We start from the raw sequence: 16247 nt of genomic DNA, 5'->3' as shown, positions 1-16247 counted from the left end.
GTGTTTTTATATGCCATTAATTTAAGTTGATGACTATAAACTAGCTCAGCACCGATTGGATCTTTTTTTAACCTTAACGCCGATTTTGTCCTAGCGGCAACCGAATTTCTATTATCACTTTCTTCGACAGAACCCTATTCTTGAAAAGCAGTTTAACAAGCTATTAACCCAGTTCGAAATGCCTTAAGGTTTACCCACAGGGATTATCATGGGTTTTAAAGTGCTTTAACACAACTAACCACACACAATAATACTGGAGATAAACATGACCAATAATAAGAACAGTCGTGAATCGGCGGATCTTGCACGGCGGTTTAAGAAATCTGCGCTGCTGCTAGCGTTGATGGCAAACTGTCATGGCGTATACGCACAAGAAGAACAAAAAGCACCAGAAAACGACCTAGAAGTAATTGAAGTTAGGGGCATTCGCGCCTCGGCAGCTGAAAACTTAGCGATTAAGCGGTTGTCTAACGCAACCGTTGACGCCATTACCGCAGAAGATATTGGTAAGTTCCCAGATAAGAATGTGGCAGACTCATTGCAGCGTGTGCCTGGGGTAATTATACAACGGAATGGCGGTGAGGGGGCTTCCGTAAGTATTCGTGGTTTATCATCGGACTTAACCTTCACCCAATTAAATGGCAACTTTATAGCTTCGTCCCCCGGTGAACCATCGCGTTCATTTTCATACGCATTATTACCTGCAACGATGATCCAACGCGTTGAAGTATATAAATCTTCAGAAGCTCGCCTTGATGAGGGCGGAATTGGCGGTACGGTTTTGTTGTATAGCCGCAAGCCTCTTGATATGGATAAAAATTCTGGGATCATTAATTTTGAAACCAGTAATTCTGATATCACCGATAAGTACGAACCTCAGTTTAGTGGTATTTATTCATGGAAGAATGATGATGAAGACTTTGGGGTTTTAGTGGGTTATACAAAACAAGACCGCACTAATCGCTCACAAAGCTCGCGTATTAATATCATGAATAAAAATTATTTTTATTCTGAAATGAAAGATAATCAAATGGTTGAAGGCGGGGCACAAGGTTACGCTGCACAAAGTATGGTTCAGGAAGTCTTAAATGAAGAGCGAAATCGAACTGGGATCCAGTTTACTACTCAATGGCGACCAACCAGTAACTTAGAGCTTGGCTTTAATTATTTTAATTTTAAATTGGGCCAAGATTCAATTTTAAATCAATTAGAATACCCAGAATGGAACAATAACGATAATTTCTGGACCGATGTCCGTGTTGATGAAGAGTCTCAGTTTGTTACAGGTATAGACTACTCTGTTGGTGCATCTGGCACTCAGGCTGTTTCTTCTATCCCACGTATTAATGGTGAATATACGATTGAAGAGTCCAGCTCTGATACATATGATTTTTATGCTAAATACGAAGGTGATAATTACAACGTTAAAGTAGTGCTGGGTCATACTGAAGCGGAAGGTGGCCCTTCCCAAAAGTATCGTGCCGCTTATTATGCAAATGAATCCTCGCTTTACTATGGGTACGATTTTTCTGATGGGCGCATGACCACTTATATGGATCCAAGTATGATCAGTAACTTGGCTGCAGGCATTGGTGGCGATCCTGACGTAACAGCCACCGATTCAAGTTTTGTGACCGGTACTCAAGAAGAAGATTACGGACAGATTGATTTTGACTATTTTGTGGATTATGGCGTAATTGAAACGTTGCATTTTGGTGCGAAATATCGCAAAGGTAAAATTCATCGCGATACTCGCAACAGCTTTTATCTCTCCCAAGATTTTGATATAGCAAAAGGTGAAGCTGAAGGCACCATTGATTTGGACGATGATTATTCTAAAAATGGCGGCATACCGGATATTGCAGATTTAATTTATTCAGATTCATTAGGTAACTTATCTGATGTTATTAATACGAACTTATTCCCAGCTGTAAACTGGCATAAATACCAAGATCATTTGAATGAAAACTTTGTTCATTATACGCGTATTGAGCCTAACTACGTTTATAGTGTTGAAGAAGAAATTACAGCGGCTTATATGCAAGCTGATTATCGTTTTTCACAAGTACGGGGTAATTTGGGTGTACGCGTAGTGCGCACCAAAACGACCACCGGATCATCAGATAAAATCACCTACCGATTAGATTGGAAAGACGACAATGGCAATGAATTACCAATCGACCAACAACGTGTAGAAGATTTTGTTTTTATTGAAAAAGAGAGTACAGAAACGAAGATACTGCCCAGCTTTAATATAGTCTGGGATATCGATGACAACTGGGTACTTCGTGGAGCAGCATCACAAACCATGGCGCGTCCTGGTTATGATGATTTAGGCCAGTTTCAGACTTTAACGTACACGTCGAATGAATACTCAACGGATCGCTCATCGGCAGACAATTTTGATGCAATTATTGATGGCGAAGGGTGGACGGGATCCGGTGGTAATAACCAGCTAGCGCCATTTGAGTCAACCCAATTTGATATGTCTTTAGAATACTACTACGGAGCTGGCTCTGGCTTTGGTATTGCGCTATTTAAAAAAGATGTTGATAACTTTGTTGTGCCTTTAATAATTGATGTTACCCGCAGTGCACCGGACATTTCATTTAATTTACCCAACGCAGGTGATGAGCAAGTAAATGTCAGTGGCGACAATTTTGCAGTTAGGGATTTTAGTACTGTTGCTAATGGGACGAATGCTTCTTCTGAAGGGGCTGAATTTTTTATCCAACACTTCTTTGATAATGGCTTTGGTCTTTATGCTAATTATACCCGCAATAACACTAATCAAGCCAATGTAGAGCTTGATGGCGAAAAGGTGGGAGAGTCACCTTTGATCGGCAGTTCTAAATACCAAATGAATTTATCGGTATTTTATGAAGATGACTTATTCAGTGTTCGCGCCTCATACAATAAGCGCGGTCCAACGGTTCAAGGCTACAACGCCTCATGGGAAATGAACTATTACAATGAAGCCTATGATCAGGTAGACGTCAATGCAAGTTATAACTTGACTGATGCTCTCGTGTTATCTGCTTCCGTTATTAACCTCACTCAGTCAGATACTTACATGCATCTAGGTGATGATACTAAAAACCGCTTTATTCAAAATGCATACAGTGGTCGTCGTTTTTACGCAGGTGCAACTTACCGCTTTTAATAGCGCAAGGTGAGACGGAACAAATAACCAAGAATCGTATAGAGGAATAAACATGAATAAGCCCAAACTTAGTAAAATATCTAGCATTATGCTGGTAGCAATGATCGGCCTATCAGGGTGTGGTGGAGCTGATGATCCGGATCCGACTGATATCCCAGCAAAAATTGATATTACCTCTGCTGATATTGCCGGTAGTGCAGTGAAAGGGACATTAGGTTTCGCAACGGTCACTGTAAAGCAAATGAATGGCTCAGATATTAAGGTGACGTCTAATAGTCAAACCGATGCTGCTGGTATGGTAAATCTGAGCATAGAAAGTCAACAAGGCTTTGGTATTAACGGTATGTTTAAGATGACTGTTAATGCGGATGCTAACTCAACGATGATCTGTGATGCGCCCAGCTGTGCTCAACACCTAATCGGTGAACAGATCAGTGGCACTGAGATTGCTGATCTGCAGTTAGCGACTTTAACATATGTTGATGTGCCTTTCGCATCTACAAGTGATGGCGTAGCAGACGCTAATTTTCAAGTAAATGCTTTAACTACAACCGCCACTCATTTAGTTGAGCAAGGTATTGCCAATGGTTTAAATGTTGCTGTGCGTGAGTTATATGAATTAGCTTTATCGGATAACTCGCGTTTAGTACTAAAAGCACTGGGGATCGACAGTAAAGCCAATGTATTTAAAACCCAATTGATCAGTGCCGAAAGCTACGATAATTTTGTAGTAGACCAAGATTGCGATAGTGAAGGTAATTGTATTGACCAATTGGCCGACATTAATATTATTAAACTTTCTTTAGCTAACGCAGTATTTGCAAGTCTTAATAAAGATGAAACTGTCGCGGGTGTTATTAACGAACTCATTAGTGCGATTAACTTAGCTAGTGACGGCGATGTTGTGGCTTTACAGCCATTACGTGAGCGTATGTTAAACACCATTGCTGGTTTTCCTTACCTAGATAAATTAGCGCTATCAGCTGAGGATGTCATTGATGTTGCGCTACCTTTTCTTGAAAGTGCCGCATCTAGTGGTCCTGTTAAAGAAATTACCAATGCCGAAAATCTTGCTACAGCAACGATCACAGCGCGTAATCGTATAAGTGACAACGAAGCTGAAAGTAAAGCATTCGACGGTGACCCTAATACCAAGTGGCTTGATCATAATGATTGGACTAGTGCACCAAGTGAGCAAGATCCATCTTGGCTCCAAGTTGATTTTGCTGAAAAACACGCTGTAAATAGTGTCTTCATTACAAGTGCTAACGATGCTGAGTCTCGAGACCCGCAAAACTTTAATATTCAAGGGTCAGTCGATGGTGAAAACTGGCTAACCTTGGGGAAGTTCATCGGTGAGAACTTTGATGAACGCTTTCAGCGACGTGAATTTCGTTTTGACAACGGCTTAGAGTTTTACTCGTATCGTTTAAATATCACTAAAAATAGAGGTGATGATGGTTTAATGCAGTTATCAGAGATTGCTTTTGTGGGGCCCATAAATGCAAGTATTGATCATGCTGAACCAATTGATAGTGTCGTAATATCGGCAAGTGCAGGTGACAGTTATGCACAGGCATTTGATAATAATGATGACACAAGTTGGAATTCAGATGTGCCTTCAACTGAAGTACCAGTAACAATTACAGCTACGCTCGCTCAAGCCGCTGCCGTTGATAAGTTAGTACTGATCTCAGATGCTCAAAACGCAGAGGGTGATCCCGCTACATTTTCACTTACTGCAAGTAATGATAATGGGCAAACATGGGTTCATTTAGCTGATTATTCAGATGAAACATTTGAACGTCGTGGTGAAAGGTTATCGTTTGCGACCAATAATACACTGGCATTTTCTAGCTATCGTTTGAGCATAACTAAAACATCTGCAGGCGCTGGGGTCAAAATTGCTGAGATTGCCTTGGTAGGACCTAAAGTGGCAGATTTAAATCATGCGTTATCAGCCGATGCAATAATTACCGTTCGTAATCAGATTGGTGATGGTGAGGCGGGTGTTAAAGCGTTCGATGGTAATGTTGATAGCAAATGGTTGGATCATAATGATTGGTCTGGTGCACCAAGCGCCGAGAATCCATCTTGGGCAATGGTACAGTTCAGTAATACGACAGCAGTTAATAAGTTGGCATTAACAAGTGCAAATGATGCTGATTCACGTGATCCGCAAAACTTTAACTTAGCAGCGTCAAATGACGGTGAAAATTGGATCACACTTGGTGCTTGGTTAGGTGAGAACTTTGAGCAGCGTTTTCAGCGTCGTGTTTTCACTTTTAGTAACGATTTAGGTTTTAGTTTTTATCGCTTCAATATAACTAAAAACCGTGGCGACGATACGCTGATGCAAATAGCAGAGATCGAGCTAATAGGTCCTCAGGTTGCTTCAGTTGATCATTCTGCAACTGCGTCATCAGTCCTTGCAGGTGCTGGTGAGCAAGAGGGAGTGGTAGAAAATAATGCCACAGATGATGATATAGCGACGGTATGGACGACAGCCGCTGAGGCCATGCCCGTGTGGCTTGATGTTGCATTACCTCAAGCACAGATTGTTACTAATATCTCAATCACGAATGGCAGTGATAGTAACAACAAAGATCCGAAAAACTTCACCTTACAAGGCTCAAATGATGGTGGTAAAACATGGCTAGAAATAGCGAGCTTTAAAGACGAGGAATTTGAACAATTAAACCAACGACGCCTCTTTACAATAGGCAATGGCTTTGCGTTTAGCTTATATCGCTTAAGTATTAGTGCTAACAATGGTGATGCTCAGCAAGTTCACGTTTCTGAACTTGAACTAATAGGCCCACTGCAACCATTTTAGTTTTGATTGTTTGGTAGCTTGTGGGTGCTAAATAGCGCTTCAAGCTACCTATTTTTAGGTGAAACGGTAAATAATATGTTGTTTAAGAATAAACTTTCGCGATTAAATAGGTGCTCGGCCATTTTAATAAGCCTTTTATTATGCAGTTTTTATGTGTCTGCTGGATCTGCAGCCGGATCTCAACAGCGTGGGCTGCATATTTTTTATTACAGTTGGTATGGCAACTTAAAAGTTGATGGTCAATGGGCGCACTGGGATCATCAGGTATTACCTTACGGTGATCAACCTATTGTGGGGCGTAAAGGCTACCCTGGTGGCGATGACATTGGTGCTAATTTCTACCCTAAATTAGGTACTTACAGTGCAAACGACGAAGCACTTATGGATACCCATTTAGCGATGATGAAACAAGCAGGAGTTAGCGTAATTATATTAAGCTGGTGGGGCGATAGCGATTTTGGTAGCAGTTCAGTGCCCGTTTTTATGGATAAAGCCGCTAAAATTGGCCTTAAAGTTAACTTCCATATTGAACCTATCTATCACAGTGCGGCTGAATTTTTACAAGTAGTAAAACAGCTAGATCAGCGTTTTGGCCAACACCCCGCTTTATATCATTACCAAGGCAAGCCATTATATTATGTTTATGACTCATACAAAATGCCAATCAGTGAATGGCAGAAAGTGTTGCTACCAAAAGGCGAATTAACAGTCAGAGGTAAAACGTATGATGCTAACTTTATAGGGCTGTGGGTTGATAAAGGTGAAGAGTCATTCTTTTTAAACAGTGGTATGGATGGCTTTTATAGCTACTTTGCTGTTGATGGATTTGTTTATGGCAGTACCACTAAAAACTGGCCATACCTAGCTAAGTGGGCAAAGCAACATAATAAACTATTTATTCCAAGTGTCGGTCCTGGGTATGCTGACGATAGAATTCGTCCGTGGAACAAAAAAAACTTCAGGGCACGCGAATCTGGAAAGTATTACGACACGATGTTTAAAAAAGCAATTGCAGTGGCTCCAACCTTTATCGGAGTGACCTCATTTAATGAATGGCACGAAGGGACTCAGATCGAGCCTGCGATTGAGAAGCAAGTGGGTGACTATAAGTACCTTGATTACAGCCCTTTAGCTGCTGATTACTATTTAAAACGAACTCATTATTGGAGTGAGCGTTTTCAACAGTCTTTAAATATACGTTCAGTTAAAGATTAAACAGATACACCAACCCTGTATGCAAGTGGTGGTTAAATTGAATCGCTTGCTTTTGATTTACAGCCGATGTTCGCAAATTTATTAAGGAACAATAATGATCACTAACAGACGTGACTTTTTAAAGTTATCAGCTATTTCAAGTGCTGTTGCATTAATACCATTTAAGACAGTAGCTAAAAGTAAAGTGGATAAACCTATCGTCGTCTCTACATGGCAACATGGTATAGCGGCTAATAAGGCCGCATGGCAAGTGCTTGCAGAGGATGGTAAAGCCATTGACGCTGTGGAAGCTGGTGTGCGAATTCCTGAAGCAGACCCAAATGTGATGACAGTTGGCTATGGTGGTTATCCAGATAGAGAAGGGACTGTTACTCTCGATGCCTGCATTATGGATGAAAATCAAAACTGTGGCGCAGTGGCCTATCTTCAGAATATTAAACACCCAATTTCAGTTGCCAGATTGGTGATGGATACCACCCCTCATGTGATGCTGGTGGGCGAAGGTGCGCTGCAATTTGCTAAATCACAAGGGTTTTTAGAAGAAAACTTATTAACCCCGCAAGCTAAAAAGGCCTGGCAAGATTGGCTGGTGGAATCAAAATATGCGCCCGTGATCAATATTGAAAATCACGACACAATTGGCATGTTAGCATTGGATAGTAATGGCGATTTATCTGGGGCGTGTACCACTAGCGGCGCGGCCTTTAAAATGTCAGGCAGAGTAGGGGATTCGCCCATTATAGGTGCCGGTTTGTACGTTGATAATGAAGTCGGTGCTGCAACGGCAACGGGCATGGGCGAGTTGATGATAAAAACGGTAGGCTGTCATTTAGTGGTCGAAATGATGCGCCAAGGTATGACACCTACGCAAGCGTGTAAGGGCGCAGTTGAGCGAATTGCCCATAAGCTGGGTGATTATAAACAGTTTCAAGTTGGTTTTCTAGCCTTGAGTAAATCTGGTGAATATGGATCTTATTGTATTCAACCTGGTTTTAATTATGCAATTACCTCAAAGGCAGGAAGTAAATTACTTGATGCGGCGAGTATTTTGTGAAGTATTTAGTAACCTACGGCATTTTTAATTGTTATTTTTATTGAATACTTGTATATAAATTAAAGGGTGAATATTTACCGTTTAAATTGTATTTTATTGTGGTTTACGCCGATTTTATACTGATTCACACCGAAAATATATTATCACTTTATATACAGTAACCTTATCCTAACTGTGACCTTTACAATTTATTAACCGCATAAGTTAGTGGCTGTAAAGATATAATAAATCACTCGACGTAACTAGAAATTTACTGAGTGAAATATAACACACACAATGATGGAGATTGGTATGGCTGATTATAGTAACATTAATAAATCAACTGAACTTTCACGACAATTTAATAGATCAGTATTATTTTTAGCATTAATGACTGCCTGCAATGTCGCGTATGCAGATCAAAAAGATAATCAAAATAACGATGACTTTGAAGTGATTGAAGTGAGAGGTATTCGTTCTTCAACTGCTGAAAATTTAGCTATAAAACGACTCTCTAATGCAACGGTTGATGCGATAACAGCTGAAGATATTGGTAAATTTCCAGATAAAAATGTTGCTGATTCATTGCAACGAGTTTCAGGTGTACTTATTGGTCGCGACGGTGGCGAAGGCAGTCGAGTCAGTATTCGTGGCACATCACCAGATTGGACCCTCACACAGTTAAATGGCAATTATATTGCTTCTTCTGGGGCTGGTGTGCCCACTCGAAGTTTTAATTATACGTTGTTGCCATCCAGTATGATTAGTAGTGTGGAAGTATTTAAAAGTGCAGAAGCGCGTATAGATGAAGGAGGGATTGGTGGGACTGTTATTTTAAATACTCGCAAGCCTCTTGAGATGGATCAAAATTCAGGCGCTTTAAGTGTTGAAGCAACTTACGATGATGTTTCTGAGGACTTACAACCTCAACTTAATATACTTTATTCATGGAAGAATGATGATGAAAGTTTCGGTATTTTAGCCGGTTATACACGACAAGATAGAACTGTTACAACAGTCTCTAATGTAGCGTCGGGTTGGCGTTTTTACTCAGATACAGTTGAAGGTGCAGATCAGTCAGCAATTGTCGATCAAGCAACAGGTGAGGTTTATAACAATGTGTGGGCACCATCGGGTATGCATGTAAAAAATGCTAACCAAGATCGAACACGAGATGGTTATCAGCTTGCTATCCAATGGATGCCAACAGATAGGTTAGACCTAAATTTTAACTATTTTGGCGCTAAGCTTGGTTATGATCAAACTGGACAAGAAGTGTTTTTCGCTGAATGGAATGATAATCACAATCCATATTTTGGGGTTAAGCTAGATGGAGACACTGTTGTTGCTTATGGAAATGCAGATAATGGTCTATTAAATGATAATAATTTTGGGGATGCTGATGTTAACGATGGTGTTCCAGTAAGGCGTGGGCTTTTATCACCTCAATTGACTGCAAGAGAACGTTTTGGTGAATCAAAATCAAACTCTTTTGATTTTGATGCGACTTATTATGGAAATGGTTATTCACTTTCAGTCCAAGTTGGTCATACCGAAGCTAAAGGTGGTACATCAAAAGAAACTTACGCAAACATAGATGCTCGCCAAGGTTCAGTTAACAGTTGGTTTTTTAATATAGAAAATGGTGAGCCTCGCTACGAAGTTTCCACAGATTTATCAAAAGATAAACAAGCATACCAATACTATGATTGGTTTGATTCTTATTCATCAGAAAATAAAGACTCTGAAGATTACATTCAATCGGATCTTAAAATAGATTTTGATGGTGATTTTTTTACCAGTTTTTTTGTCGGAGCAAAGTATCGACAACATGAAATTAAAGGTATAAGAAATGATTTTCGTTGGGATGATGGCATCGCTGATAACGGTGGTTACCGAGGTTATTTATCTGGTAATGAATGGTTTCACAATCCTGACTTTCATCCAGACGCAGAAAGTTTAGTAAGTGATACCATTATTGATAACAGTGCCGGAAACACTGGTGCTTTTGATTTCCTTGCCTTTGATTTCGCTGCTTTAGAACAGTATCTTTTAAATAACTTTAGCCCAACTGTAGTTCCAACATTATCTGGAACGTATACCTTAGAGGAAAACATTTGGTCGGTCTATGCACAAAGTAATTTTCAATGGCGTGATTTGAGGGGGAACTTTGGCGTTCGTTACGTTAATACTGAACTAAGTACATTAACTTATGATGATGTAATAGGCCAAGATAGTAATGATACGGCCCCTAATGAGCGCTCAAGTGACGATGGGGAGTGGCTCCCTAGCTTTAACCTTGCATGGGATGCGAATGAAGATGTTGTTGTTCGATTTGCTGCTGCCAGAACGATGTCTCGTGTAAGCTATTCTGACCTGAGCCAAGCTGAGTCGTATGGGCCACCGGTTAATATAAACTCACCAGACTCTTGGACAGGGCGTGGTAGAGGCACTTCGGTTAATACAGGCCTAGATCCAATGATTTCTGATCAGTTCGATCTAGGCATCGAATGGTATTACGGGGAAGGCTCAGCACTAGGTGCGACATACTTTACTAAAGATATTGCTAATTTGCCCATTTCTGCTGTTGAAATAGTTCAACGAGAGCATGATTGTTGTAATGGCCCCATAGAAGTTGAAATGAATACTAAAGTTGGCGGTGGTGACGCTCAATCACAAGGGGTTGAGTTGTTTTTCCAACACTCTTTCGAGAGTGGCTTTGGGGTGTTAGCTAACTATACTTTTACAGATACAAGCACCAGCCAAGTGTCAACGAATGGTCAAAAAACAGAGGCTGAAATCCCAGGAACAGCCAAACATCAATATAATCTTTCAGTGTATTTTGAAAATGATGATTTTAGTGTAAGGGCATCTTATAACTGGAAAGATGATCGTGCAAATGGTATCCATAAAGGTTACAACATGTATACGAAAGATTATGGCCAGTTAGATGTTAATGCGGCTTATAGTTTGACTGAGCAGTTGTCATTAACAGCCTCAGTGGTTAACTTAACTGAGGAAGTTGAAGAAGGTTATTGGAAACAAAGTAATCGCTTTACTTATAACCAGTATTCAGGACGACGCTTTTATTTAGGTGCTAATTATAGTTTCTAAAGATTATAATTTATAATATAAAATTAAAGGGTATTCTTTAGTTGAGATGCCCATTTTATTTAAATTTCAAGGTTTATTAATCAGACTTTAATTAAATAATAAAGCCAAGTAGTAAAATAAACATTAGATTTTTTATGCTATTAAAATGTGAAAAGGGCGCTGTAATAGCGCCCTTTTAGTTATTTCTTTTCTTTCTCTTCGTCAGGTAAAGTGACGTTGAGTTCTAATACCGCTAAGTCATCTTCGTTTTGATCGAATTGGACTTGAACCGCGTCATTACTGATGTTGACGTATTTACGGATAACATCAAGAATATCCTGTTTCAATTGTGGCAAGTAATCAGGTGTACCACGCTGTGAGCGCTCATGCGCAACAATGATCTGCAATCGCTCTTTTGCTAGTGACGCTGTATTTTTCTTTTCTGAGCGGAAGTAGTCAAGTAGTGACACGTTAACCTCCAAATATCCGTTTGAACAAACCTTTCTTTTCTACATCTAAGAAGCGAAATTCGACTGTTTCACCTAATAAGCGATTAATTGCATCGGCATAAGCTTGCCCAGCATCAGACTCTGTATCTAATATAACTGGCTGGCCTGAGTTTGATGCACTTAATACCGCTTGTGATTCAGGGATAACCCCAAGTAATGGAATAGAAAGAATATCTTGCACATCTTCAACTGACAGCATTTCACCTTTAGCTACTCGCTCCGGGTTATAGCGAGTCAGTAATAAATGTTCTTTTATGTTTTCAAGCCCTTCTTCAGCACGTTTAGATTTGCTATGCAAAATACCTAAAATGCGGTCTGAATCGCGAACTGATGATACTTCAGGGTTCGTTGTTACAATTGCTTCATCAGCAAAGTACATTGCCATCATAGCGCCGGCTTCAATCCCTGCTGGCGAATCACAGACGATATAATCAAAGTCTTTTTTCAGCTCGTTTAATACGCGTTCAACACCTTCGCGAGTTAAAGCATCTTTATCACGAGTTTGTGAGGCAGGTAATAAAAATAATTTATCTACCCGTTTATCTTTGATAAGTGCTTGATTTAAATTTGCTTCACCGTTTATAACGTTAACAAAGTCATAGACAACGCGACGTTCACAGCCCATGATCAAATCAAGGTTACGTAAACCGATATCAAAATCTATAATGACTGTTTTATAGCCCTTAAGTGCTAAACCTGTGCCAATTGCAGCACTTGATGTAGTTTTACCTACACCACCTTTACCTGACGTAACGACAATGACTTTTGCCATAAGATTTATCCTTTAACCAAAGCTGAAATTTCTAAAGATTCATTTTTTTGTTGGATTTGTGCAGCGTTGCCCCAGAACTCACCTTGCAGAGAATCGCTGATCCAGTAGTTGCCATTGATAGAAACAAGCTCTGCTTCTAATTTTTGGCAAAAAATACGTGCTTCGTTGTAACCTTGTGCGCCTGCTATTGCACGACCACGTAATGTGCCATAAATATGTACATTGCCATCAGCAATGACTTCTGCACCATGGCTTACCGCACCAATGACGATTAGGTCACGGTCTTTAGCATACACTTGTTGACCAGAGCGCACTGTGCCATTGATGACTTGGGCAGGTAAGTAAACTGTTTTCTCAACAATTGAAGTATTACTCTGCTTTGTAACAGGTTCACTCTTAACGTCTTGTGAATAATTTAAAACTGAGAGCCCAGCGGCTTTGGCTTGCGTATGTTGCTCATCAGAGCCATTACAGACTCCAACAGCATTAAAGTTCATTCGTTCTAATAAAGACTTTAGATGAACAAAATCAACAAGGTTATTTTTTATCTCAATTAAATTAACAACAATAGGCGCACCCTCAAAAAAACGAGGGGCTTGGGCAATTTTTATATACAGTTGCTCAGCTAACAGGTTTATATCAGTACTATAAAGATGTAAAACTGATAACGTAAAAAGATTCCCTTTTAGCTCAAAAGTTTGGTCCGACATACACGCTCAATTGAATTGTGTGATCAGAAATCAATTTTAGATAAACGCAGGCTGAATAAGGCCTGCGTTTATATAGATAAGGTGAAATTTCTAATCTAATTTTTCTAACTTATTATGACTCTCATGTTATAGTGTGCAGCACTGTTAAGCAAGATTTTATAGGCTCATAATGCTGACTGCGGTATATAAAAGTAAGAAAAAAGTGGATACCTTCCTTTTTGTTGAAAAAAGAGATGATTTTAGCAAGGTACCGGAACCTTTAATGGCTATGTTCGGTCAACCACATTACGTAATGTTAATTAATTTAGCAAAACGAACGCATTTAGGCGGGGCTGATTTAAGTTTGGTTGAGAAATCATTAACTGATGTCGGGTTTTATCTTCAGTTACCGCCACCTGAAGCTAACTTACTAGCTGAGCATAGAAAACAAAATGGAGTTGATAGTGACTAAACATATAATGACTAAATTGGCTGCAATTTTATGTAGTGCCTGTATTAGTACATCGGCACTGGCCAAGACCCAAGCACAATTTGATGAATATGTTGCAGGTTTAAAACAAGAAGCAGCACAAAAAGGCTACGATAGTCAATTAATTGAAGATGCCTTCGCTACAGCACACTTTAAAGAAAAGGTAATTTCTGCTGATAAAAATCAGCCTGAAGTTAAAGAAACCTTAGAGACTTACTTACCAAAGCGTGTGCCACAATGGAAAATTGACCGCGCACGTAAACTATACGCTGAAAATAAAGATATTTTAGAACAAATTGCAGCCGAGTACGGCGTGCAAGCACGCTTTATTGTTGCGTTATGGGGCCTTGAAAGTAACTTTGGTAAAATCCAAGGTGGTCACAACGTTATTTCATCGGTAGTCACGCTGGCTTTTGATGGCCGTCGCGAAACTATGTATAAAAACCAATTATGGGCCGCGCTTGATATTTTAAAGGAAGGGCACATTACTTTAGATAAATTCAATGGTTCATGGGCAGGTGCAATGGGGCAAACGCAATTTATGCCAAGCTCATTTAATGCCTACGCGGTAGATTATGATAAAGATGGTCGAAAAGATATTTGGACCACCCAAGTTGATGCCTTTGCATCAATAGCTAACTATTTAAAGCAAGCAGGCTGGAATAGTGATCTTACTTGGGGTCGTCAAATTAAGTTACCACAAAGCTTCGAACCTAGCTATGTATTGCAACGTGGAACTAAAACACGTACTCAATGGTTAGAGTTTTGGGCTGATTCAGAGCGTTCGTTAGCTGATTGGCAAGCTTTAGGTGTACGTAGAATGGATGGTACTGATTTACCAGCCGTAGATGTAACGGCTGCATTGGTTATGCCTGATGATATGAATGGCCGTATGTATTTAGCTTATGATAATTACAAAGCGTTAATGCATTGGAATCGCTCATATTACTTTGCCACCAGTGTTGGTTACTTGTCTGATCGCATTGGTTACCCAGCGATTTAATAAGTAATTAGGCTCTAGGTAACTAGATGCTAGGTGCATTTGTTGTAGGCGCGAGTTTATCTCGCGCTTAATTGGTTGGTACATTATTATAAATAAATCTCGGTGTAAAAGACCTTTCAGTGATTCATTCACAAAAAGGTCTAGAGGCGCAGCGCTTAAGAAAAAACATTAAAATTTATGAGTAACAAGGAAAAAATAAATTCGTTAATGCCCTTATAGCGGTGTTAGTGATTTTGATGTCAGAAGATAAGATCTGATACAGCTATGCTTGTATTAAGCGATAACTACGCAACAGCTTCCGAACGTAGTGATTTCTGCAAAGAGACGTTGCAGTATGACCTTGTTAAACACTGATAACACTGATGATTTCATCACCGTATTTTTGTAAAAAACTTCTAAGCTCCTCCCTAACTATTACTAATTTAAGGCCATTATTCCAAACATTGGGGTTCATTGTGATTCGTTCTTTCCATATCAGCATAGCTCGGTCAGAATCATTTTCATCAAAATTAGAAATATCAAAAGTTAGTAATTTATGGCTAATACCTCGGGTAGACCAAGCAGCTAAAACAGGCCCATTTGCAGATAATTTCTTCGCCTTACTTAGGAGCGTTTTTGCTCTTGGATAGTCATATAATTCAACATATTCATTACAAGTCATTTGAAGTAAGATTTGGGAGCCAAATGCGTCTACTGCAACTCTAGCATCAGAGTTTAATAACCAGTATGTTGGTATTAAATTTATACTAGGATTGTCACCTTTAAAATCTGAGACTGGATCGAAATGGCGTAGATAAGATTCACAAATTTTCAAATATCTTTGAGAGTTATCTAATTTAGATGAGAGAAGTATGTAACCATGAATTGTATAATCATCGGATTCAGCCTCCCCATCCAATAAAAAGTCTCGCGCGGGTGTATTTATTGACTTCTCTTCTAGGTTGTTGTTCCTGCAGGATAATAATAATACTATTAGAGCGAAAACAAAGAAAAGGTTGATTCTATACTTGTTAATCATTATCTCTATCCTTAGGGTTTGAGTAGAACATTTTTGCTATTGCGCTTGTTACCCCAGTACAAACAATTATCACTAAAGCTACGGCACCATTGTTTAACGGACTAAGCCAATAGATTATAACCATCGCAAATAACAATCCAACTACTCCAGCAATTGTTAAACTTTTCACTTTCAACTCCTTGATGGTTCGAGGGTTTAACGAGCATGTCAAATAATTCGTTTTAATCTATTTTTTATTTATTAACCATAGCCGAGTTCTTATTTTTATTCAATTGACTACTTCGATTTCATGTTATATATAAAAAGAGGGTCCGCTGTTGCTTTAATTGGCGTTTTGCAAGGTATTAGGTATTACAGGTGTTTGAGTGGGAGAGGGCTCAAAAACAAAAACAAAAGGAATTAACATGGCGCTAGACAATGACTATT

The 16247-nt window shown here is 39.5% G+C and carries 12 protein-coding genes; 7 read left to right on the top strand and 5 right to left on the bottom strand.

Annotation, left to right across the window (positions count from 1 at the left end; translation table 11 throughout):
* The first annotated feature begins 265 nt into the window (after nt 1–265).
* The 5 genes from J7338_RS18340 to J7338_RS18320 all read left to right on the top strand — a co-directional run bounded on the left by J7338_RS18340 (nt 266) and on the right by J7338_RS18320 (nt 11361).
* Complete coding sequence (locus tag J7338_RS18340) at nt 266–3163, top strand: TonB-dependent receptor (protein WP_210798405.1); 2898 nt, start codon at nt 266–268, stop codon at nt 3161–3163.
* Nucleotides 3164–3215: 52 nt separating this feature from the next.
* Nucleotides 3216–5999: a discoidin domain-containing protein gene (locus tag J7338_RS18335; RefSeq protein WP_210798404.1), complete on the top strand. Its 2784-nt coding sequence runs from the start codon at nt 3216–3218 to the stop codon at nt 5997–5999.
* A gap of 153 nt (nt 6000–6152) precedes the next feature.
* Nucleotides 6153–7214, top strand: a complete 1062-nt coding sequence (locus J7338_RS18330; RefSeq protein WP_275074580.1) for a glycoside hydrolase family 71/99 protein — start codon at nt 6153–6155, stop codon at nt 7212–7214.
* A 94-nt stretch (nt 7215–7308) separates the two neighbouring features.
* Nucleotides 7309–8268: an isoaspartyl peptidase/L-asparaginase family protein gene (locus tag J7338_RS18325; RefSeq protein WP_210798399.1), complete on the top strand. Its 960-nt coding sequence runs from the start codon at nt 7309–7311 to the stop codon at nt 8266–8268.
* 291 nt (nt 8269–8559) lie between these two features.
* Nucleotides 8560–11361 carry a TonB-dependent receptor gene (locus J7338_RS18320; protein ID WP_210798396.1) on the top strand — a complete coding sequence of 934 codons (2802 nt, stop codon included), beginning with the start codon at nt 8560–8562 and terminating at the stop codon, nt 11359–11361.
* A gap of 179 nt (nt 11362–11540) precedes the next feature.
* Here the strand turns inward: J7338_RS18320 and minE are convergent, their stop codons facing one another.
* The 3 genes from minE to minC are packed head-to-tail and all read right to left on the bottom strand — an operon-like array spanning nt 11541 to nt 13331.
* A complete protein-coding gene (gene minE / locus J7338_RS18315) occupies nt 11541–11810 on the bottom strand; it encodes a cell division topological specificity factor MinE (protein ID WP_145235646.1) in 270 nt (89 codons plus the stop codon).
* A gap of 1 nt (nt 11811) precedes the next feature.
* Nucleotides 11812–12621, bottom strand: a complete 810-nt coding sequence (gene minD, locus J7338_RS18310) for a septum site-determining protein MinD (protein WP_210798391.1) — start codon at nt 12619–12621, stop codon at nt 11812–11814.
* 5 nt (nt 12622–12626) lie between these two features.
* Complete coding sequence (gene minC, locus J7338_RS18305; protein ID WP_145235640.1) at nt 12627–13331, bottom strand: septum site-determining protein MinC; 705 nt, start codon at nt 13329–13331, stop codon at nt 12627–12629.
* A 169-nt stretch (nt 13332–13500) separates the two neighbouring features.
* Between minC and J7338_RS18300 the strand changes: the two genes are divergently transcribed.
* Nucleotides 13501–13782 (top strand): YcgL domain-containing protein, encoded by a 282-nt coding sequence (locus J7338_RS18300; RefSeq protein WP_210798390.1) that lies wholly within the window; start codon nt 13501–13503, stop codon nt 13780–13782.
* A 4-nt stretch (nt 13783–13786) separates the two neighbouring features.
* Nucleotides 13787–14803, top strand: a complete 1017-nt coding sequence (locus J7338_RS18295; RefSeq protein ID WP_210798462.1) for a lytic murein transglycosylase — start codon at nt 13787–13789, stop codon at nt 14801–14803.
* Between the two features lie 343 nt (nt 14804–15146).
* Here J7338_RS18295 and J7338_RS18290 read toward each other — a convergent pair whose 3' ends face one another.
* Together J7338_RS18290 and J7338_RS18285 are read right to left on the bottom strand one after the other, a co-directional pair.
* Complete coding sequence (locus J7338_RS18290; protein ID WP_210798389.1) at nt 15147–15821, bottom strand: hypothetical protein; 675 nt, start codon at nt 15819–15821, stop codon at nt 15147–15149.
* Nucleotides 15814–15990 carry a hypothetical protein gene (locus J7338_RS18285; RefSeq protein ID WP_210798388.1) on the bottom strand — a complete coding sequence of 59 codons (177 nt, stop codon included), beginning with the start codon at nt 15988–15990 and terminating at the stop codon, nt 15814–15816. Before J7338_RS18285 ends, J7338_RS18290 begins: the two co-directional genes overlap by 8 nt.
* Between the last annotated feature and the right edge of the window lie 257 nt (nt 15991–16247).

The organism is Pseudoalteromonas ostreae, from assembly GCF_018069805.1.
Classification (GTDB): domain Bacteria; phylum Pseudomonadota; class Gammaproteobacteria; order Enterobacterales; family Alteromonadaceae; genus Pseudoalteromonas; species Pseudoalteromonas ostreae.
The sequence above is the reverse complement of the archived record's forward strand: the minus strand, read 5'-3'. Positions and strand labels throughout refer to the sequence as shown.

Excerpts from the sequence above, each read along its gene's own strand:
- J7338_RS18340 (WP_210798405.1), top strand. The coding sequence starts at position 266 with ATGACCAATAATAAGAACAGTCGTGAATCGGCGGATCTTGCACGGCGG.
- J7338_RS18335 (WP_210798404.1), top strand. The coding sequence starts at position 3,216 with ATGAATAAGCCCAAACTTAGTAAAATATCTAGCATTATGCTGGTAGCA.
- J7338_RS18325 (WP_210798399.1), top strand. The coding sequence starts at position 7,309 with ATGATCACTAACAGACGTGACTTTTTAAAGTTATCAGCTATTTCAAGT.
- J7338_RS18320 (WP_210798396.1), top strand. The coding sequence starts at position 8,560 with ATGGCTGATTATAGTAACATTAATAAATCAACTGAACTTTCACGACAA.
- minD (WP_210798391.1), bottom strand. The coding sequence starts at position 12,621 with ATGGCAAAAGTCATTGTCGTTACGTCAGGTAAAGGTGGTGTAGGTAAA.
- minC (WP_145235640.1), bottom strand. The coding sequence starts at position 13,331 with ATGTCGGACCAAACTTTTGAGCTAAAAGGGAATCTTTTTACGTTATCA.
- J7338_RS18300 (WP_210798390.1), top strand. The coding sequence starts at position 13,501 with ATGCTGACTGCGGTATATAAAAGTAAGAAAAAAGTGGATACCTTCCTT.
- J7338_RS18290 (WP_210798389.1), bottom strand. The coding sequence starts at position 15,821 with ATGATTAACAAGTATAGAATCAACCTTTTCTTTGTTTTCGCTCTAATA.